The organism is Allobosea sp. LjRoot9 (genome assembly GCF_964252745.1).
GTDB lineage: Bacteria > Pseudomonadota > Alphaproteobacteria > Rhizobiales > Beijerinckiaceae > Allobosea.
In genome coordinates, this window is the sequence record NZ_CAXUPC020000008.1 from 129,175 (window position 1) to 149,707 (window position 20,533).

The window sequence follows — 20,533 nt, forward strand, 5'->3', positions numbered from 1 at the left end:
CGGAGCCTGCATCATGGGAGCTTGTGTCATGGCGCCGCCTCGTCCCAGGTCGCTCCGCTCAAGGCATCGAGCGGGATCTTGAGATAGCGCCGGCCGTTCGCCTCCGGCTCGGGCAGGCGGCCGCCACGGATGTTCACCTGCAGCGCATGCAGGATGAGCTTGGGCATGGGCAGCGTCTTGTCGCGGGCCTGGCGCAAGGCCACGAACGAGGCCTCGTCCTGCCCGGCGACATGCGGGTTCGTCAGCTTCTGCTGGCCGACCGTGCTTTCCCAGCGCGGCGCGCGGCCATGGGGCTGGTAGTCATGCCCGGTGAACAGCCTCGTCTCGTCGGGCAGTGCGAGAATGGCCTGGATCGAGGCCCAGAGCGCGCTGGCGTTGCCACCGGGGAAATCGGCCCGCGCGGTGCCGGAATCGGGCATGAACAGCGTGTCATGGACGAAAGCGGCATCGCCGATGACATAGCTGATCGAGGCCAGCGTGTGCCCCGGCGAAAACAGCACGGAGGCCTCCAGCGAGCCGAGCCTGAACCGCTCGCCGTGGGCGAAGAGCCGGTCCCATTGCGAGCCGTCGGTGGCGAGGTCCGGGACGTTGTAGAGACCCTTCCAGAGTTTCTGCACGGCGACGACCTGCGCGCCGATCGCGGTCTGCGCCGCGGTCTTGCCCTTGAGATATTGCGCGGCGGAGAAGTGATCGGCATGGGGGTGGGTGTCGAGGATCCATTCCACGCGCAGGCCCCGCTCATGGATGAAGGCGAGGATGATGTCGGCCTGGGTCGTGGCGGTCGCGCCCGATTTCTCGTCATAGTCGAGAACGGGATCGATGATGGCGCAGGCCTTCGTCGCAGGGTCGGTGACGACGTACTGGATGCTGCCGGTCCTCGGCTCGTAGAAGCCCGCGACCTGTGGCGCCAGGGCCGCGCGGCGATCGAGCCAGGCCTTGGCCCCAGTGAGGTCGAAGCCGAGCGTCTGTCCGAAACCGACCACCGCATCGGCCGGCATGCGACCGTCCAGGACTTCGCCCAGCACGTGAAGCGTCAGCGCGCGGGTACCGCTCTTGCAATGGGCGAACACTGGCCCCGATGCCTGCGCGAGCGCTGCACGGAAGGCTGCCACATCGGCCTCGGTGATGGTCGGGCCGGTCACCGGGATGAAGCTGTAGGCCATCCCGGCCTCGCCGGCCGCCTTCTTCTCGGCAGCCGAGCCCGGCTGCCCTGCCTCCTCGCCATCGGGCCGGTCGTTGATGACGGCCTTGAAGCCTTGCGCGGCAAGGGCCGGGAAGTCGGCCATTGCGGGCTGGCCGGCGACCGAAAGCGATTCCGAGATTTTGACGGGGTGCATGACCGGCCTCCAGGGCAGGGCTGATGTTCAAGGCTTGGCTGACATTCAATATATATTTTCATATAATATATATTGAAGCGGCGCAAGCCTCGGAGCTGCCTCTGGCCGGCTCCGTCGAACTCCGCCCGATCTCCCGGTCTTCAGCGCTTGCGGACGCCCCAGGTGATCGGGCGGTTGGCCGGCCAGGAGACGTAACCCTCGACGCGCGGATGCACCGCCTCGATGATCGGCGAGAAGTAGAGCCCGACGATCGGCACATCGGCCTGGACCTTGGCGTGGAGCGCGGCGAAGAGCTTGCCGCGCACGGCCGGGTCATCGGTCGTATCGAGCTGCCCGAGCAGGGCGAGCGCGTCGGGATCGCCATACTGCGCGGTCTTGAACCGGGTCTTGTCGCCGACGAAGGCGGCATACATCAGAGCCGGATCGAAACGGCCGGAATAGCCGAAGGACTGCATCTGGAAACGGCCGTTGAGATAGTTCGACAGCTGCGTCGCCCAGTCGATGACCTCGAGCTTCACGGCAAAGCCGGCGCCCGCCAGCATCTGCTCGATCATCACCGAATTCTGATACATGTTCTGATACTGCTTGTTGGTCTGGAGGCGCAGCGGCTCGCCCTTGTAGCCGGCCTCCTTCAGCAGCGCCCGGGCGCGCGCCGGGTCATAGGCCGGCCAGGCCGCGAAGCCTGCATTGTAGAAGGCGGTCGAGCTACTCACCGCCGAGGCGTTGGCCGGGGCCATGCCGAGCGTCTGGGCTTCGGCGATCTGCTTCAGGTCGATGGCATGCGCGATCGCCTGCCGGATCTTGACGTTCGACAGCAGCGGATCGTCGGTCTGCAGCAAAAGCGCCGACCAGCCGAGCCCCGGCGTGCTGAGGACGCGCATGCCGCGCTGCTTCATCGTCTCGATCTGGTCGGGCTCGATGTCGTGCAGGATATCGACGGCGCCGGTCAGCAGCGCCGCTTCACGCGCGCTCGGATCGGGAATCACCTGGAACAGGACCTGCTCGACCAGCATGTCGCGGGCGCCGGAAAAGCCGTTGGCGGGTGCGGCGCTGCCGCGATACTCGGCGAATTTGTCGAGCAGGACATATTCGGCGCGCCGCCATTCCCGCAGCTTGAGCGGGCCGGAGCCGATCGGTTTGGACCATTTGCCCTCGGCATCGACGCTGTCGGGATGCATCGCCAGCACATGGCATTGGATATTGGCGAGCTGCTTCAGGAAGATCGCGCTCGCCCGGTCGAGCTTGAACACGACGGTCTGCGGATCCGGGGTTTCGACCGCCACGACCTTGGCGCCGGACTGGCCGTTGAAGACAGGCCTGCAGGTCCAGGCGGAGGACTGGTTGAGCCGATCCCAGGACCATTTCATCTCGGCCGAGGTCACCGGCTTGCCGTTGTGGAACGTCGCCGGGCGCAGCTTGAAGGTATAACTCCGGCCCTCATCCGAGAGCGTCCAGCTTTCGGCGAGCGCCGGCCCGACATCGAGGTCGGTCTTGTAGGCGACGAGCCCCTCGAAGAGCTGGTGGATCACGGTGTCGGTGTTGGTATCGCGGTTGACGCCCGGTTCCAGGCTGCGGATATCGGCGTTGAGCGCGACGACGAGCCGGCTGGTCGTCGGGGCCGACTGGGCGAAGGCCGATCCTGTGGCCAATCCGACGAAAAAGGCCAATCCGACGACAAGAACTTGGCAGGTGCTGCGTCGCATGGCCGGTCTCCTTCAAGGGGTGGGGTGAAAGTCAGGCGTCACGATTCCGGCATCGCCTCGGCCAGGAAATCGGTCACCGCCGGCAGCAGCCCGGTATGGCGATGGGCGACGCCCGGCACGACGTCGTGGCGCACCGCGATCCCATGGTTCTCGAAGCTCGCTTTGAGGGCGCGCATGCGCTCGGGCCGGTTCAGTCCGGCGATCTCGCCATCGGGGCGCCATAGGGCTGAGCCTTTCGCCAGGGTGATCTCCCAGGTCTCGGTATCGTCGCCGCCGATGACCATCTGGACTGCGACCCGGCGCATCGCCTCGAGATCGATCGGGCGGCCCATCACGGCCTCGAAATCGCGCACGCCGACCCAGAAATCATGCTCGAAATCGAGCAGCGTCACGATGCCCGGCGCGCCGATCGACACCGCCGAGAGGCGCTTGGGGTGCAGATAGAGGAAGCGGTGCGCGAAATGCCCGCCGCCGGAAAAGCCGAACAGCGCGAAACGATCGCTGGCGATCCGGTAGCGCGCCTGCACCTCTTCGACCATGGCGAGCAGGACCGTGTCGTAGCGCACCACTGAGGGCGTCATCAGCTTGTAGGAGGAGACCTCGCCCGGGTTGGTGATGCCGGCAGGAAACAGCGGCGCCAGCACGATGCAGCGGCTCCGTTCGGCGAAGGGAATGAAATCGTCGCGATAGGCGACCATGTCGCGCATCGTGCCGTGGACCGAGACCAGGAGCTGGTGGCGCTCCGTGCCGGCCTCGTCGTAATCCTCCGGCACATAGGCGCACCAGCTGAAACGCGGATCGGCCTGGCAGGCGTGGATCGTGGTGCGGCCGAAATCATAGGCCGAGAGCTTGACGCCGTGGCGCCTGACGAAAGCCATCAGGGTGTTCCTGTCGGGTTTGGATCGCGCGGCGTCGCCCGGGGCAGATGCGCCTCGATGATGGCGCCGACGCGGAAGCAGAGATCCTCGCGGAAGCGCCCGGCGACGATCTGGACGCCTGCGGGGATCCCGCTTTGCGCAGCGGTCGGCACCGCCAGCCCGGGCAGGCCGAGCACCGAAATCGCCATCAGCGGGCTCTGCGCCGCCAGCACGCGGGTGGTCTCAGCGACATCCTTGAGGTCGAAGCCGACAGGGAAGGGCGGCGCATAGGAGCACGGCATCACCACGACCGGATAGTCTTCGAAGAAGAGCTGCCAGTTGCGCAAGGCGAGCGCGCGCTCCCCGAGTGCAGCCAGCGTGTCGGCCGCGCTGTAGCGCGGAAAGGCTTCGTCCCAGAGCGCCAGCGCGCGGCGGATGCCCTCATCGCCGTTCTGTTCGATCAGCGGCTGCAGGTTCGCCATCACATCGGCCGTGGCGAGCTTGCCCCAGAGCTCACCGATGCCGGCCAGGTCCGGCGGCTCGATCTCCTCGACGATGACGCCGGCGGCCGCGAGCGCGCGGCCGGCGCTGAGCACCGCTTCGGTCACGCTCGGATCGACCACGGCGCCTTTTGGCCGGGCCACCAAGGCGACGCGCAGCGGGCCGCGCAGGGGCGCAAACGGCGCCGGCACGACGCAGCGCGGATCGCGCGGGCTCGGCTGCGCCATCGCATCGAAGGCGATTTCGCAATCGCGCACGCTGCGCGTCAGCGGGCCTTGAACCGCCATGAGCTGCGAGGAAATCGCGGCCAGCCCCTTGGCGGTCGCGTTGCTCGACGGCACCCGGCCATAGCTCGGTCGCAGGCCGACGAGCCCGCAGCAATAGGCGGGATAGCGCACCGATCCGGCGATGTCATTGCCATGGGCGATCGGCCCGATGCCCGCGGCCACGGCCGCGGCCGCGCCGCCGCTCGATCCGCCAGGCGTGATGCCGGCATGCCATGGGTTGAGCGTCGCGCCATGCAGCGCGTTCTCGGTGTGCCAGCGCATCGAATAGCAGGGCGTGTTGGTGCGCCCGATGATCACGGCGCCCGCAGAGCGGAGATTGGCGACGACCGGGTTGTCGCTCTCGGCGACGAGATCGCGATAAGCCTCGACGCCGCCATCGGTCGGGTGGCCCTTCTGGTCGATATTGCATTTGACCGTGACGGGAATGCCGTGGAGCGGGGCGAGCGTCTCGCCCCGCGCCCTCATCGCATCTGCGGCGTCGGCGTCGGCCAGCGCCTCGGCATCGAAGCGCCGGATGACGGCGTTGAGCGTGCCGTTGACCGCATCCATGCGGGCAAGACAGGAGACGACCGCTTCGCGGCTCGACACCAGGCCGAGAGCGATCAATCGCGCGAGTTCGTGAGCCTCGAGCCGCCACAGGGCGTCCGCATCGATCCGGTCGGCGGGGGATACCGCTGGGGGCTGGTCAGGCGGCATCACAGGCTCCGGCTGCAGATCGTTCTAGGGAGGCAAGGTCTTCCTACCGAGGTAACCGCTTCCTATGGAGGCCAAGAATATGTATTTTGTCAAACCATGAGACATAAAAATATCCCATCGGTTGCGCCGACCTCCGAGCATCCGAGCAAGCTGCAGCGTGACCTGCTGCCGCGCATCCTCGAGATGATCCGGCAAGACGCGCTGCTTCCGGGCCAGCGCTTACCGGAGGCGGCTTTCGCGCGGCGCCTCCAGGTCTCGCGCACGCCGGTGCGTGCCGCACTGCGCCACCTCGCGGAACGCGGCGTCATCGCCGCCTTGCCCAATGGCGGCCATGCTTTGTCGCGGCCGGCCAGCGAGATCCCCGAGAGCGAATACGCCGCAGCTTCCGCCGATCTCGACGCCTATTGCGTCGCGATCGCCAGGGATCGTGTCGCCGGCGCGCTGCCGTCGCAGGCCTCCGAAGCCGATATGATGCGGCGCTACGATATCGGTCGGCCGCTGCTGCTGCGCATCCTGAACAAACTGGCCGGAGTCGGGCTGGTCGAGCGCCGGCCGGGCCATGGCTGGCATTTCTCGCCGCTGAACGACGATGCCGCGATCGTCGAAAGCTACGCCTTCCGTCGCATCATCGAGCCGGCGGCGCTGCTCGAAACGGGCTTCGCGCCCGATCCGGCCTGGCTCGCAGAGATGCGCCGGCGCCATGAGGCGATGCTGGCGCGGCCCTGGAGCGAAACCGCGAGTGTCGCGCTGTTCGAGATGAACTGCGAATTCCACGAAGGGCTCATCGCCGCCTGCGGCAACCGCTTTCTCCTGCTGGCCTTGCAGCAGCAGAGCCGGTTGCGGCGTTATGCGAATTATTCCTGGCGCTACGGGCCCGAGCGCGTCGCGGTCTCCTGCCGCGAGCATCTCGAGATCATCGCCCGGCTTGAGGCAGGCGAGCGCGAGATCGCGGCGGTCCTGCTGCGCCGTCATCTCGACCGCGCCCGCGAGGTCAGCCTCTCCCCGCGCGCCGCCAACCCGGCTTAGCAGGCAAAATATGCATTTTATGATATCATAACGCTACATACGTCATGTTTCGTCACTGCCGTGCGGGTTCTCATCCAGAAGTGAGAGCAGGATCAGGGCGAAAAACCGGTCCCCGTTTCTCTGGGGAGAGGCATGGCGATCGGCCCCTCGATGATCTGGGCCGCGAGGCGCTGGAGCCCTATTGGGTTTCCTTCATGCCGAGCCCGGCCTTCGAGGCCGATTCGCAAAAAGTGCTTTTGCGCGGGTGCCGAATTGGCCAACCTCGGTGCCGGCCTTCTTTGAAACGGGCATATGGCGCTCCATGGTTGATGAAGCTGTCTCAGGCGATGCGTTGCTCTGGCACTGGTCCGGGCGTGCAAATGAGATCACATGGGCTGTACCAGCATCCCTGAAGAGGGCCGCGGATGCGTCGCGGCTCCGCAAGGGCGATGCGCAGGTCCGGCTCCATGATCGGACGATTTCGACACTCAGCCAGCTCGCGCAGTCCGCAGCCCGGGACAACTCGGCCTTTGCCGGCCATATCGCCGCCGGTCCTGCCTTTCTCGCGCTCGACGGCGCCGCGGTGTTTGGCCGGTCGATCGGCCCGCTCGAAGCGGCGGGTGCGGCATTCCCCGATCAGCTCGCCCGCGATGGCCGATCCGATGCATTGAGCCGCGCCTTGATCGAAGGCATGGAAGCCCTGCCGGAAGCCTTCGTGCTCTATGATGCGGACGATCGGATGCTGATCTGCAATGCGCAGTACAAGCGCCTTTACCCGGCGGTCGCCGATCTCATGAAGCCAGGGCTCTATTTCCCGGATCTGGTGCGCGAAAGCGTGCGCCGGGGCGTCTTCAAGATCAGTGATGACGAGGACAACTGGGTCGAGCGTCGCATCTCCTTCCACAGGACGGGTATCGGCTTCTTCGAGCAGCAGCTTGCCGATGGGCGCTGGATCCAGGTCAGCGAAAGGCGCACCCCCTCTGGCGGCACGACCAGCATCCGAGCCGACATCACTGTGCTCAAGGCGCGCGAGCGCGATCTCAGGGCCGCCCGCGCCAGGGCCGAGGCGGAGATCGCGATGCGCACCCAGTTCATCACCAAGGTCGGCCATGAATTGCGCAATCCGCTGAACGTGATCTACGGCATCGCGCAACTCCTGGCCGAGGAGACGATGCCGAAGCGGCACCAGGCGATGATCCAGAACCTTGTCGGTGCATCCCGCGCGATGCGCGATGTCCTGAACGACATCCTCGACATCGCAAGCATCACCTCGGGCCGCGTCGCCATCCAGTGCGAGATCGTCGAAAGTCATCCCCTGCTTCAGGAGATCGCCGGCCTTGCGCGGTCCATGGCGAAGCAGAAGGGCCTGACCTTCCATGCCCGCATCAGCCCCGACTCATTGATGCCGATCTGGTCGGATCCCCGGCGCCTGCGGCAGATATTCTTCAATCTGCTGAGCAATGCGTTCAAATACACCTCGTCGGGCGCGATCTCGCTGCGGGCATCCATCCGCCACAATGCCCGCGGCGGCCCGGTGCTGCGCGTCACCATCACCGATTCCGGTCCCGGCATCGACAAGGATCGCTCGCGACGCCCCTTCGCGCCCTATGGCAGGCACAAGGACCATGTCGCCTCGGGAATCGAAGGCCTTGGATTGGGATTGGCGATCAGCGAGGAGTTGGCGGAGGCCATCGGCGCGCAGCTGGGGCTGGCGCCCGGCCGCCATCGCGGGACGCGGGCTTGGGTCGATGTCCCCCTCGCCAACCTCGGCGAAATGCACCAGCCGGAGACGCCAGTCGCTTCACACGCCATCATCCGCGCCGGCGGCCCGCCGCTCGATGTCCTGGTCGTCGATGACGAGCAGATCAACCTGATCGTCGCCGAGGCGCTGCTGAAAAGGCTCGGTCACAGGGTGACGACCGCGCTCGACGGCCGTGCGGGCATCGCCGCCTTGGAGCAGCGTTCCTATGACGCCGTCCTTCTCGACATCTCGATGCAGGACATGTCCGGCATCGATGTCGCCCGGTGGATCGTCAATGCGCGGCCGCGAGAGGGCCGGCCAGCCATCATCGCCATGACCGGAAACGTGCTGCCCGCCGACATCGAGACCTATTTCGCAGCAGGCTTCACCGGCTTCGTCGAGAAGCCTGTCGCCCTGGAGCAATTGGCGGAGACGCTGACGGCAACGCGTGATTTCGCGCGGGGTATCGGCGTGCTGCAGCCGAAGGATCGTCTGCGCTTTTCCGAGCGGGCGGACAGCCTCGGCGATTTCGACACCTCCCGCCTCGACCGCATGGTCGGCGATATCGGGCCGGAGAATGTCCAGGCGATCGTCGTCGCGGGCACCGCGACCTTCCGGCAGGCTGCCGAGGCGCTGGCGCAACCCTCGGGCGATGAGGGCGAACTCGGAAAGCTGATGCACAAGGTGCATGCCGCCGCCGGCCTTTTCGGCTTCCACGAGCTGTCGGACAGAACCCTGCACCCCATCGCGGACGCGGACGGCGTCCTATTGCAACGCCAGAGCCGGCTTCTGATCGACTGCCTTACCGACGCGATCGCACGGATGGTGGACTATGCGTCGCGTCTCGATGAACGCCCAGTGCTTTTGACCTGAAGCCGCGGTGTGGTTTCGAGCTTGTAGCCATAGCCCCGGACCGTCTTCAGCAAGGCGGCGTCGAGCCCGGCCTCGGCCAGCTTTCTGCGCAACCGCGAAATCCTGATGTCGATGGCGCGCTCGGTTTCCGGTGCATCGCCACTGGTTACGGCATCGATCATCTGGGCGCGCGTCAGAACGCGATCCGGGCTTCGCGCCAGCACGGTCAGCATCGCGAATTCGATCGCGCTCAGATCGATCCGGTCGCCGGCGCCGTTGAGCAGGGTGCGGCCCACCAGATCGAGCTCCCCACCGGCGCAACTCAGGCGTTTGGCGGGATTTTTGTCCTGCCGCTCGCCGCGGCGCAGGATGTTGTTGAGACGCAGCACGAGCTCGCGCGGCTCGAACGGCTTGGTGATGAAGTCATCCGCGCCGATTTCCAGCGCCAGCAGCCGGTCTTCCGCGCCATGGCGCCCCGTGACCACGACGATCGGGATAGACGACCGCGCCCGCACCATGCGCGTCAGCACGATGCCGTCCTCGTCAGGCAGGTTGAGATCGATGATGACGGCGTCCCAGCTCTCGCGATCCAGCCGCCTCAGCCCAGCCTCCGCCGAGCCCACTCTCTCGGTGAGGTAATTCGCCGTCTTGAAATAGGCGGCGAGAAGAATGCCGAAAGTGTCGTCATCCTCGATGAGCAGCAGTCGCTTGATCGGAAGCCTCCTGTTTTGGGCGCCGCAAGGCTGAAACAATCGTGAAGCAATTACAACGCATTCGTGAAGCGCGCCGCGGTTAGCTTGCAGGTTCACACCCCGAAGGGTGAAGGAATGGCGGGTCGCCGGCAGCGGCCCCAAGCAAGGGGAATAACCGTGTCGGATCATCATCTTGCGGCGGACGGCCTCGACCGTCGGCGCCTTCTTGGGCTTGGGGCGGCCGCCGCCCTGGGCACAATGCTGCCCACGCCCTCGCGGGCGCAGAGCGGCGATCTGGTCGTCTCGAACTGGGGCGGCGACTGGAACGAACGCATCGTGAAGGGGTTTGAAGCCCCGGCCTTCGGTGCCTCGCCGCTGCGCATCGTCCATGACCTCGCCCCGGTGCCTGAGCGCAAGGCCAAGCTCCTCGCCGAGCGCCGTCTGCCGCGCGGCACTGTCGACGTGACCTGGCTCAGCGACGCCGACGCCTACGAAATGAACGCCCAGGGCGCGCTCGAGACGCTCGACGTCGCGCGCATCCCCAGCCTTGGCAGCGTCAACGAGAAGTTCCGGCTGCCCTATCTCGTGCCCTGCATCTATGGCGGCGTGGTGATCCTCTACAATCCCGCCAAGATCCCCGAGCCTCCGACAAGCTTCACCGATCTGTGGAACCCGAAATATGCCGGCCGCGTCGGGCTGATGGACCAGATCTACTTCAACTACATCTATGCCGCCGCGCTCTCCCATGGCGGCTCGATGGGCGATGTCGGCAAGGCCTTCCCGGCGCTGCTCGATATGAAGAAGGCGGTCCAGCCCCGGCTTTACCCCTCGCACCAGGCTCTCGCCGCCGCCTTCAAGGATGAGGAGATCTGGATCTCGGCCAACTACAGCGCCCGCGCGGTGCAATGGGAGGTCGAAGGCCTGCCGATCCGCTGGTCCTACCCGAGGGAAGGCGCGGTCTTCGTCTCGTTCGGAGCCGGCATTCCCAAGCGCGCCCGCAATATCGACGGCGCCTATAAATATCTCGACGCGATGCTGCAGCCCAAGCCCATGGGCGCGATCGCGGAGGCGACCTCCTATTCGGTGGTGACCGGCAATGCCGAGCTTGCACCTGATGTGCGCAAGCGCCTCGAACTCACGCCCGAGCAAATCGCCAAGCTGAATTTCGTCGATTACCCCTATGCCGCGAAAAGCGATCCGAAATGGGTCGAATGGTGGAACAAGGAGTTCAAGGCTTGACCCTGGCCTTGGACACTGCCGCGCCGAGCCTTTCGCCGCGCCCCGCCCGCCGGTTCAGTGCCGGCTGGCTCCTGCTCCCGAGCCTGGCCCTGGTGCTGGCCGGCCTTGTCCTGCCCCTCGTCATGATGGGGCGGACGAGCCTGGCGGTGTTCGATCCGGGCCAGGTCGCCACTGAGGGGCTGACGCTGGAGAACTACACGCGCTTCTTCGGCGATCCGTTCTATCTGTGGATTCTGGCGCGCACCTTGACGGTCGCGGCCTCCTGCACGCTGGTCTGCCTGGTGCTGGGCCTGCCTGCGGCCTACATCCTGACGCGCCTGACGAGTCCGGGCCTGAAGACCGCGCTGATCCTGGCGACGATCATTCCCCTCTTGATGGGCAATGCCGTGCGCGCCGCCGGCTGGATGGTGCTGCTGGCGGATCGCGGGCTGGTCAATTCGGCGCTGCTTTACACCGGCATCATCGTCGAGCCTGTCCGCATTCTCTATACGGGCACCGCGGTCGTGATCGGCCTCATCGCAGTGCTCCTGCCCTTCATGATCATCTCGCTGCAGAGCGTCTTCGAGGGCATCGGCGAAATCTACGAGGAGGCGGCGCTCAGCCTTGGCGCCCGGCCCTGGTCGATGTTCTTTCGCGTGCTGCTGCCGCTGGCGATGCCCGGCATCTTCTCCGGCTGCCTGCTCTGCTTCGTGCTGGCCGTGAACGCCTATGCGACACCTGTCCTGATCGGAGGGCCGTCCTTCCAGATGATGGCGCCGAAGGTCTATGAGCAGGCCATCAAGGTCTATAACTGGCCTTTCGCGGCGAGCCTCGCCTTCATCCTGATGGGCGTCACCTTCGCGCTGACCGTGCTGTCGAGCGTCACGCTGCGCAAGCGCTACGGGATGGTGTGACGATGCGGCGCGCCAGCTCGGTACGATTCGACAGCTTTCGTCCCGCCATGATCCTGGGCTCCGCCATCGCCTTCGTGGCGGTGCTGGCGCCGCTCGTCGCGGTCATCTGGGTCAGCTTCTTCAAGAACAAGATCATCGGCTTTCCGCCGAGCGGCTACACGCTCGATTGGTATCTGGCCGCCTGGGAAATGACCCGGTTTCGCGACGGCTTCGTCACCAGCCTGCAGCTGGGCATGGTGGCGACGCTGGTCAGCCTCTTGGTCGGCGTTCCAGCCTCCGTCGTGCTGGCGCGGGGCGATTTTCCCGGGCGGGAGGCGATCCAGGCCTTGCTGCTCGCGCCGTTGATCGTGCCGGGCATCGTCGCGGGCGCGGCCTTCTACATGTTCCTGATCGAGATCGAGGTCGTGACCGGCGTCCAGATCGCGATGACCTTTTCGGGCCTGGCGATCGCCCACAGCCTCATCGCTCTGCCTTGGACGGTCAGGCTCGTCACGGCCTCGCTGCTGGGAGCCGACCGCCAGCTCGAAGAGGCGGCGCTCACCATGGGAGCCCGGCCGCTCAAGGCCTTCTGGCGCGTGACCTGGCCGGTCATCCGGCCAGGTGTCGTGGCGGGTGGGCTGTTCTCCTTTGTGGTCTCCTTCGTCGACCTCGAGAAGTCCCTGTTCCTGGTGGGCCCCGGCACCACCACGCTGCCCATCGCCATCGTGAACTATCTGGAGTGGAGCATCGATCCCACGATCGCGGCCGTTGCCACCGTCCAGATCGTTCTCATCGCGGCCGGGCTCGTGGTCACGGACCGCTATTTCAAGCTCACGCGCGCATTCTGAGAAAGCGTCGATGTCAAAGATCACACTTCGCGACCTAACCAAGCGCTATGGCAGCCTGACCACGGTCGACAAGGTCTCGCTCGAGATCGCGCAGGGCGAGTTCATCGCCTTCCTCGGCCCTTCCGGCTGCGGCAAGACGACGACGCTGCGCATGATCGCGGGGCTCGCCTTCGCCAGCGAGGGCAGCATCCATTTCGGCGATCGCGACGTCACGGTCCTGCCGCCTTATCTGCGCGACGCCGGCCTCGTCTTCCAGGGTTATGCGCTCTTCCCGCATATGAGCGTCGCCCAGAACGTCGCCTTCGGGCTGGAGATGCGCAAGGTCGGCCGCGAGGAGACGCAAGCGCGCGTCATCGAGGCCTTGTCCCTGGTCAAGCTCGATCATCTCGCGGACAGGCTGCCCAAGCAGCTCTCCGGCGGCCAGCAGCAGCGCGTCGCTCTGGCGCGCGCCATCGTCTATCAGCCGGAAGTCCTGCTCCTCGACGAGCCTCTGTCGGCGCTGGACGCCAGGCTGAGACACGAGGTCAGGACCGACCTGCGGCGTCTCCAGTCGAAGCTTGGTCTCACCACCATCTTCGTCACGCATGACCAGGACGAAGCGATGAGCGTGGCCGACAGGATTGTGGTGATGTCGGCCGGCAAGGTCGAGCAGATCGGCACGCCTCACGAGATCTATGAGGCGCCTGCGAGCCGCTTCGTCGCCGAGTTCATCGGTCTGGCGAATTTCATGGAAGGCGACCTCGCCGCGCCGGACCGCTTCCGCGCCAGCAATGGCGAAACCCTGGCCATCACGGCCGATGCGCGTCGCGCCGGCGCCTCGACCATCGCGATCCGCCCCGAACGGATCAGCCTGCACCGGCCCGCCGTGGCGATCCTCGCGGATAACCAGATGGCGGCGACCGTCGAGGCGGTCTCCTATCGCGGCGCGCTGACCGAATTCATCGTCCGCAGCGATGCCGGCCAGCGCTTGATCGCCCATAAGCAGAACCAGGATATCGCGCAGAGCGAGCTTCCCCGGCCTGGGGACCGCGTGGTCGCGGCATGGTCGGCGGCGGCGACACGCGCCTTCTGAGACTTTGCGCGCCTTCTGAGACTTGGAGGCACCGGCAGGGATGACGGGCGCGCGGCGAGCGCAGCGCCCGAACGAGGATGCGCGCGCAAGACGCGTACTGGGACGAAACCGCTTCGAGGCGCGTGATGACCGAGCGACATGACGGATACTGCACGCTTTGCCGCTCGCGCTGCGGCTCGGTGACCCTCGTCGAGAACGGCCGGATGGTCGGGGTCGAGCCTCGCCCCGGCCACCCCACGGGCGGGGCCCTGTGCGCCAAGGGGCGCGCGGCGCCTGAAATGGTCCACAGCCCGCTGCGCCTGACCACACCGTTGCGCCGCATCGGCAAGAAAGGCGAAGGCACGCCGCAATGGGCGCCGATCAGCTGGGACGAAGCGCTCGACGAGATCGCAGCGCGCCTGCTGTCGATCCGCGCGGAATCGGGCGCGGAGGCCGTCGCCTTCGCTATGACGACCTTCAGCGGCACTCCGATCGTCGATAGCTATGATTGGGTCGAGCGCTTCATCCGCTGTTTCGGCAGCCCCAACCTGATCTATGCGGTCGAGGTCTGCGGCTGGCACAAGGATTATGCGCATGCGCTGACATTCGGCCGCGGCCTCGGCATTCCGCACTATGAGCGCGCCGATGTGATCCTGCTCTGGGGCCATAACCCGGCCCGGACCTGGCTGGCGCAGGCGAGCCGGGTCGCCGAGGCGCGAAGCCGGGGCGCCAGGGTCGTCGTCATCGACCCCAAGCCGGACGGCTCCGGCCAGCAGGCCGATCTTTGGCTGCGGATGCGGCCGGGCGCCGATGCCGCCCTTGCCATGGGCGCCATCCGCCATCTGATCGAGACGCGCAGCTATGACGCCGATTTCGTGCAGGACTGGACGAATGCGCCGCTTCTGGTCGATCGCGCCTCGGGCCGCTTCCTGCGCGCATCCGAGATCATCGCGGGCGCGCCGGATGGCTTCGTTATCCTCGACGATGCGGGCAAGCCGGCCTGCTATGACACCAAACAGGCGTTTCCCGATGGCGGGGGCATCCAGCTCGACGCGGCGGTCGCTCTGCAGGCGCTCGACGGCCGCATGATCGACGCCTCGACCGTCTTCCACCTGCTTGCCGAACGGGCGCGCGGCTACACGCTTTCCCGCGTGGCGGAGCTGACCTGGATCGCCGAGGCCGAGATCGCCGCCTTCCATGCCCTGCTCGAAGACGCGCCGCGCCTCGCCTATTACAGCTGGACCGGTGTCGGCCAGCACAGCAATGCGACGATGACCGAGAGGGCGATCGCCACCCTCTTCGCGCTGACGGGCTCCTGCGATCGCGAAGGCGGCAATATCTGGCCGGTGCCGCCCCCAGCCAATGCGATCAACGATCTCTCGCTGCTGCCGCAGGGGCAGAAGGAGAAGGCGCTCGGCCTCGACGAATTGCCGCTGGGACCGCCGGCACGCGGCTGGATCACCGCGCGCGACTTCAGCCGCGCCGTGCTTCAAGGGGAGCCCTATCCTGTGCGCGCCCTGATGAGCTTCGGCACGAATTTCGCCGTCTCGCAAGCCGATACGAGCCGCAACCTCGCGGCGCTGCGGGCGCTCGAATTCCATGTCCACGCCGACATGTTCATGAACCCGACAGCCGAATGCGCCGACATCGTCTTGCCGGTGAGCATGCCGTGGGAGCGCGAGGCGTTGCGCATCGGCTTCGAGATCACGCAGGAAGCCGTCGAGACGGTGCAGTTGCGGCGCCAGATGCTGCCGCGTTTCGCGCAATCCCGCGCCGATTACGAGATCGTCATGGCGCTGGCGACGCGCATGGGCCTGACTGAGAGCTTCTTTGGCGGAGACATCGTCGCCGGCTGGAACCACCAGCTCGCGCCGCTTGGCGTTACGGTCGACGAATTGCGCGCCTTGCCCGATGGCAAGCGCTTTCCCCAGCCCTTCCACTACCGCAAATTCGCCGATCGCGGGGAGGGCGGGGCACAGGGTTTCGCCACCCCGACCCGCCGCGTCGAACTCTATTCCGAGCTGATGCTCGCGCATGGCTACGACCCGCTTGCCGATTTCGTCTCGACCGGTGACGGGGCTGCCGAAGCGAGCCCTTTGCCGTTGCTGCTGACGACCGCCAAGAGCGGCTGGTTCGTGCACAGCTCGCACCGCCATATCGCCTCGCTGCGGCGCAAGGCGCCCGACCCTTCCGTCGAGATCGGTGCCGGGCTGGCGCAGGCCCGCGGGCTGTCCCAGGGGGACTGGGCCGTGGTCGAGACGCGCATCGGCCGCGCGACCTTGCGCGTCCGCATCAACACGGCACTCGACGACCGGACGGTCGTGGCGGAATTCGGCTGGTGGGAGGCATGCGTGCCGCTGGGGCTTGGCGGCGGTGCGATCACCGGCTCCGACACGACGAATATCAACGCCGCCCTGGGAGATGCGCAGCGCGATCCCGTCAGCGGATCGGTGCCGTTGCGCGCCGTCGGATGTGACATCCGCCGCCACCCCTCCGCGAACCGGGGCCGCTGGACCGGCGCGCGCCGCTTCAGGGTTGCCTCGGCCCGGCCGGAGGGCAGCGACGCCATCGCAGTGTCGCTGGCGCCATGCGACGATCGCGGCCTGCCCGATTTCGTACCCGGCCAGCATGTCCTCATCCGCCTGCCGGACACCCCGCTGGCGCGCGCCTATTCCCTGACGGGCAAGGCGAGCCGCCCGGGCGAACTCTCGATCGCGGTACGCCGCAATGCGCAGACCACAGGCGCCGCCTCGCTCTCGCAGGCCCTCCAGCATCTGCGTGTCGGCGACGAGCTGCTGGTCGAGGCGCCGGCCGGCGTCTTCACGCTGCCCGTCACCAGCACGCGCCCTGTCATTCTGATCGCGGGCGGGATCGGCATCACGCCTTTCGTCGGCTATCTCGAGGCGGTGGCGGCAGCAAAGCCCAGGCCATCTCACCAGATCCATCTCCTGCATGGCTGCCGCAGCGGCGCCGAGCATCACCTTGCCGGGCGCCTCGACGAACTCGCGCAAGAGTTGGAGCTGCTGCACCGCGTGACGGCCTATTCGCAGCCAAGTGACGAGGACCGGCTGGCGAAGCGCTTCGACCGGGAGGGGCGGCTTGACCTGAGCGGCCTTGCAGATCTCGTCCCGCAGCGGCCGCTCGCCTATCTCTGCGGCTCGCCGGGCTTCAACACGGCGATGACGGATGCGCTGCTGCAGCTCGGCCTGCCGCGCTTCGACATCTTCACCGAGGCTTTTTCCGCGCCGGGAGAGATGCCGACGCAGTTGGAATCGCAGACCGTGACGATCGCGGGAACCGGAGAATCCTTCCTCTGGACGCCCGCCGCCGGCCCGATCCTCGATGCCGCGCTCATGGCTGGCCTGTCGCTGCCGAGCGGCTGCCGGGTCGGCCAATGCGAGAGCTGCTCGGTTCGTGTCGTCGAAGGGCGCTTCGCCCATATGGTCGATTTCGACGGCGAGCCCGATCAATGCCTGACCTGCCAGGCCGTTCCGCTCTCCGCTCTCACAATAGCGTTCTGAGCTCGGCTCGCTGCCTCGACCGGGCACGCCTATAAGGACAGCGTGTCGGCCTGACCGGGTTTACGTTACGACCGCCTTCAAGCGTGCCTATGGCGTCCCGCCGAAGCCGGTGGAAAACCGCTGGTCGGCTAGCGCCTTGTCACGGTCATTTCGCGAATGCCGCTGCCGCCTGCAAGCGGTCGCGGGGCGTTTCCGGTCGATCCCCTCAAACCGCAAGATCGGTCGAGCAGATTCCGGCCATCGGCGACTAACTGGCGGCGCCACGGAGGAAGGGACGATGAAGGCGGCGCTTGAAAACTACCATGCCCGGATGCAGCGGGTGCTGGACCACATAGACCGGCATCTCGACGATGATCTCGGCCTGGACGTGTTGAGCGGCGTCGCGGCGTTCTCGAAATACCATTTCCACCGGCAGTTCATCTCCACCTTCGGGGTGTCCGTGCATCGCTATGTCCAGCTTGCCCGCATGAAGCGCGCTTCATACCGGCTGGCCTACAGGGACGCCCAAAGCGTCACCGACATAGCGATGGATGCCGGTTACGATGCGCCTGATGCCTTCGCCCGCGCCTTTCGGCAACGGTTTGGCCAGTCGCCTTCGTCGTTCCGGAAATCTCCCGACTGGGAGCCGTGGCTTGCGGCCTTCGGGCCTTTCGACGATGCGAGGAGCAAGCTCATGCAGACGAATTTTACCGCTGACGACGTGACGATCCGCGATGTGCCGACAACGCCGGTGGCGATCATGGAGCATCGGGGCGATCCGGCGACGCTGGGCGCCACCATCCAGCGCTTCATCGCCTGGCGCAAGGCTGCTGGCCTGCATCCCAGCACGAGCCCGACCTTCAATGTCTGGCGTTCCGAAAGGCGGCCCGCGTCTCCGGCCGACTACAGCAACGACCTTTGTGCCGGGACCGACCGGCCGATCGAGGCGCATGGCGAGCCGATCAAGGCCGGCGAGATCCCAGGCGGACGCTGCGCGGTACTGCGCGTCGTCGGCAACACCCATAATCTGGAGCCCGCCGCGCTCTACCTGTATCGCGATTGGCTCCCAGCCAGCGGCGAGGAAGCCCGCGACTTCCCGATCTATTGCCAGCGGCTGAGCCTGTTTCCGGAAGTGCCGGAGCATGAGGCGGTAGCGGAGCTTTTTCTGCCGCTGAAATAGCCCTCCCGAGCTGAAATAGCCCTCCCGAACTGCGCGGAGGCAGCAGGGCAGCGCGGCGCTGGCACGTAAGCGAGGCTTGCCCGAACCAGGTTCTCGCGGCCACCTGACGGGGCTGCGGGAACCTGACCGCAAGACACAGCTTGTGCCGACTGGAGACTGGGTGGCCGGAAGGCCCGAAGCAGGCTTCGCAACGCGGCGCCCGGTGCCGTCATGCTCGGGCTTGACCCGAGCATCTCTGATTTCTGTCCTCTGGTCATGAGATTCTCAAGGCGCGCAAGTCCGGGAATGACGCTCGGCAAGAGGCCCAGGATCTGCGTGCCGTTGCCCGTCGTCAGTTCTCGGGCAGGCCGGCGGCAACCATCAGGCCCACGACGCGTTCGGACGCCTCCAGAAAAATCGCGCTATTGTTCTTGGTGGACGGTGGCGCGTTGCGCGCGGTCGAACCGGGCCTCAATTCCAAGGCCACCGCCATCGCCGCCCTGGCGTCGTCGGCCCGGCCCAATTGCTGATAGGCCGCGGCCAGCAGCATATGCGTGCGTCCGCTGGCCGACGTGATGGCGATCGATCGCTGCAGCCAGGGCAAGGCTTCTTCCGCGCGCCCCATCAGAAGGTATGTCCAGCCCGCGCCGATCGCCCATGTCCAGCGCGCGACCTGGGGCGTATCGAACCGGTCCGCCTGCTTGAACGAGGCGAGCGCGTCGTCGAAGCGGCCCAGGAAGATCTGGGCGAGGCCGATCAGGTATAGCGCGATCCCGTTCCATGGATCATGGGCGAGCACCTTGCCGCAGGCTACCAGGCTCTCGACGAAGCGGTTGGTCGTCGACAGAAACCGGCTCTGCGTTTCCAGCACCGGAATGTAATCGGGCTGCGCGCGCAACGCGCGTGCCATGATCACGCCGACGCGCGTCTCGACCGACTCGCGCTCGGCAGTGGGGAACCAGGCCATCTGGATCCCGCGCAGTTGAAACGCGGCCAGCGCAACTTGCAGGTCGACATTGCCGGCGTCGTCGGCGAGGGCCTGTTCCAGCATCGCCTGCGCGGCACGGAAGCGCTCGGGCGTGGTTTGGTTGATCGAGGCCGTTGCTTGCTCCACGGCGGCCTTGGTGCTGCCTGTCGGCAAGCCCTCGGCCGAGCGTTCGCCTGAATTCAGAAGCACGTTGATGCGCAGCGCCAGCGCGTGGCCCATGCCGGCCGTCAGGCGGGTCTGCTGGAGTTCCACGTCGGTGCCGGCCAGGCCGACCGATATCGTCGTGGCCCATTTGACCGCGCCGGTCGCTGGCTCGGTCATGCGCGCGCGCAGAGTCCACGCCGCTTCGGTCTTCTCCAGCTCGCTGCTGACGACGAGATCGGCGCCCCCTACGCCGCCGCCCGGCGGAATCACCACCCGGATCGTCTCGATCTTCGCCAGGCCGCCGGTCAGGTCACGGGTGACGCTGGCCGCCATCCCGGTGGCCAGCGGGTCATTGTTCGCAGCCGTCATCGGGATCACGGCGACGGTCGGGGGCGAACCCGCGAAGAAACGGGGAAGCCGCGTCGCGGCTGCCGCCAAGGCCGACACGCCGAGCCCCGACATGGCCACGAGCGCGGTACGGCGCCGCATCTTGAGAGCGAGCCAGCGTCCTGCCGGCTCGCTCGCCGGTTCGGGGCCGATCTGCTGGGGAGACTTGTCCGGCGCGCCCGCATCCGGCGCTCGCGACACCTCGGCCTCGAACAGGTAGCCCCGGCCGGAGACGGCACGAATCAATTGACGCCTGTCGTCGCCCAGCGCGGTGCGAATCTCCCGGATGCACTGGAACAGGCTGTCTTCGCCGACATGGACATTCGGCCAGACCGCCGCCATCAGCTCGTGCTTGCCGATGATTCGGCCCGGGTTGGCCGCAAGCAGCTGCAGCAGGTCGAAAGCCTTCGGCCGCAGCTTGATGGTTTCGCCACCGGGCCCGCGCAGTTCGGAGCGCAGCCGATCGAGTTCAAATCCAACAAATCTGAGCACCGGGCCTCCTCTCCTGCGCGATATCCCGGAACTCCGACATTCCGCCAAAAACATGAAATTGGCCGTTAAGCCATTCGTTTTTCCGCGCGAAAGCTGAGTTTCAACGAAATTTCAGAATTTCTCCGACGCCCATTCAGGACTTTCCCCGGCCCGCACAGACATAAGGCACAGGGACGAGACGA

The 20,533-nt window shown here is 66.5% G+C and carries 14 protein-coding genes; 8 read left to right on the plus strand and 6 right to left on the minus strand.

From position 1 onward, the window contains the following. Positions 1-26: 26 nt before the first annotated feature. The 4 genes from blh to ACSQ3P_RS24940 form a co-directional block, all read right to left on the minus strand. A complete protein-coding gene (gene blh / locus ACSQ3P_RS24925; protein ID WP_436168155.1) occupies positions 27-1,337 on the minus strand; it encodes a bifunctional sulfur transferase/dioxygenase Blh in 1,311 nt (436 codons plus the stop codon). A 140-nt stretch (positions 1,338-1,477) separates the two neighbouring features. After that, on the minus strand, positions 1,478-3,040 hold the full coding sequence (locus ACSQ3P_RS24930; RefSeq protein ID WP_436168156.1) for an ABC transporter substrate-binding protein: 1,563 nt from the start codon (positions 3,038-3,040) through the stop codon (positions 1,478-1,480). Positions 3,041-3,078: 38 nt separating this feature from the next. Then, positions 3,079-3,918, minus strand: coding sequence for an alpha/beta hydrolase (locus tag ACSQ3P_RS24935; protein WP_436168157.1), 840 nt, complete (start codon positions 3,916-3,918; stop codon positions 3,079-3,081). Then, the gene (locus tag ACSQ3P_RS24940; RefSeq protein WP_436168158.1) at positions 3,918-5,381 is read right to left on the minus strand and encodes an amidase; all 1,464 of its coding nucleotides are present in this window, start codon (positions 5,379-5,381) and stop codon (positions 3,918-3,920) included. Before ACSQ3P_RS24940 ends, ACSQ3P_RS24935 begins: the two co-directional genes overlap by 1 nt. Before the next feature lie 96 nt (positions 5,382-5,477). On the opposite strand from ACSQ3P_RS24940, the gene ACSQ3P_RS24945 reads away from it, so the two are divergent. Continuing rightward, positions 5,478-6,407 carry an FCD domain-containing protein gene (locus tag ACSQ3P_RS24945; protein WP_436168159.1) on the plus strand — a complete coding sequence of 310 codons (930 nt, stop codon included), beginning with the start codon at positions 5,478-5,480 and terminating at the stop codon, positions 6,405-6,407. Positions 6,408-6,708: 301 nt separating this feature from the next. Continuing rightward, positions 6,709-9,000 (plus strand): response regulator, encoded by a 2,292-nt coding sequence (locus ACSQ3P_RS24950; protein WP_436168160.1) that lies wholly within the window; start codon positions 6,709-6,711, stop codon positions 8,998-9,000. On the opposite strand, the gene ACSQ3P_RS24955 is transcribed toward ACSQ3P_RS24950, so the two are convergent. Continuing rightward, positions 8,958-10,061, minus strand: coding sequence for a response regulator transcription factor (locus ACSQ3P_RS24955; protein WP_436168161.1), 1,104 nt, complete (start codon positions 10,059-10,061; stop codon positions 8,958-8,960). The two genes, ACSQ3P_RS24950 and ACSQ3P_RS24955, sit on opposite strands and share 43 nt — an antisense overlap. On the opposite strand from ACSQ3P_RS24955, the gene ACSQ3P_RS24960 reads away from it, so the two are divergent. The 6 genes from ACSQ3P_RS24960 (at position 10,008) to ACSQ3P_RS24985 (ending at position 18,361) form a co-directional block, all read left to right on the plus strand. Beyond that, entirely contained in the window at positions 10,008-10,910 is a 903-nt protein-coding gene (locus tag ACSQ3P_RS24960; protein WP_436168162.1) for an ABC transporter substrate-binding protein, read from the plus strand. The genes ACSQ3P_RS24955 and ACSQ3P_RS24960 overlap by 54 nt on opposite strands. Continuing rightward, positions 10,907-11,803 carry an ABC transporter permease gene (locus tag ACSQ3P_RS24965; RefSeq protein WP_436168163.1) on the plus strand — a complete coding sequence of 299 codons (897 nt, stop codon included), beginning with the start codon at positions 10,907-10,909 and terminating at the stop codon, positions 11,801-11,803. Before ACSQ3P_RS24960 ends, ACSQ3P_RS24965 begins: the two co-directional genes overlap by 4 nt. Before the next feature lie 2 nt (positions 11,804-11,805). After that, positions 11,806-12,630: an ABC transporter permease gene (locus ACSQ3P_RS24970; RefSeq protein ID WP_436168164.1), complete on the plus strand. Its 825-nt coding sequence runs from the start codon at positions 11,806-11,808 to the stop codon at positions 12,628-12,630. Positions 12,631-12,640: 10 nt separating this feature from the next. Then, positions 12,641-13,702: an ABC transporter ATP-binding protein gene (locus ACSQ3P_RS24975; protein WP_436168165.1), complete on the plus strand. Its 1,062-nt coding sequence runs from the start codon at positions 12,641-12,643 to the stop codon at positions 13,700-13,702. Between the two features lie 125 nt (positions 13,703-13,827). Further along, positions 13,828-17,202, plus strand: a complete 3,375-nt coding sequence (locus ACSQ3P_RS24980; protein ID WP_436168166.1) for a molybdopterin-dependent oxidoreductase — start codon at positions 13,828-13,830, stop codon at positions 17,200-17,202. Positions 17,203-17,479: 277 nt separating this feature from the next. Next, the gene (locus ACSQ3P_RS24985) at positions 17,480-18,361 is read left to right on the plus strand and encodes an AraC family transcriptional regulator (RefSeq protein WP_436168167.1); all 882 of its coding nucleotides are present in this window, start codon (positions 17,480-17,482) and stop codon (positions 18,359-18,361) included. A gap of 331 nt (positions 18,362-18,692) precedes the next feature. On the opposite strand, the gene ACSQ3P_RS24990 is transcribed toward ACSQ3P_RS24985, so the two are convergent. Next, positions 18,693-20,351 carry a winged helix-turn-helix domain-containing protein gene (locus ACSQ3P_RS24990; RefSeq protein ID WP_436168168.1) on the minus strand — a complete coding sequence of 553 codons (1,659 nt, stop codon included), beginning with the start codon at positions 20,349-20,351 and terminating at the stop codon, positions 18,693-18,695. Positions 20,352-20,533: the final 182 nt, after the last annotated feature.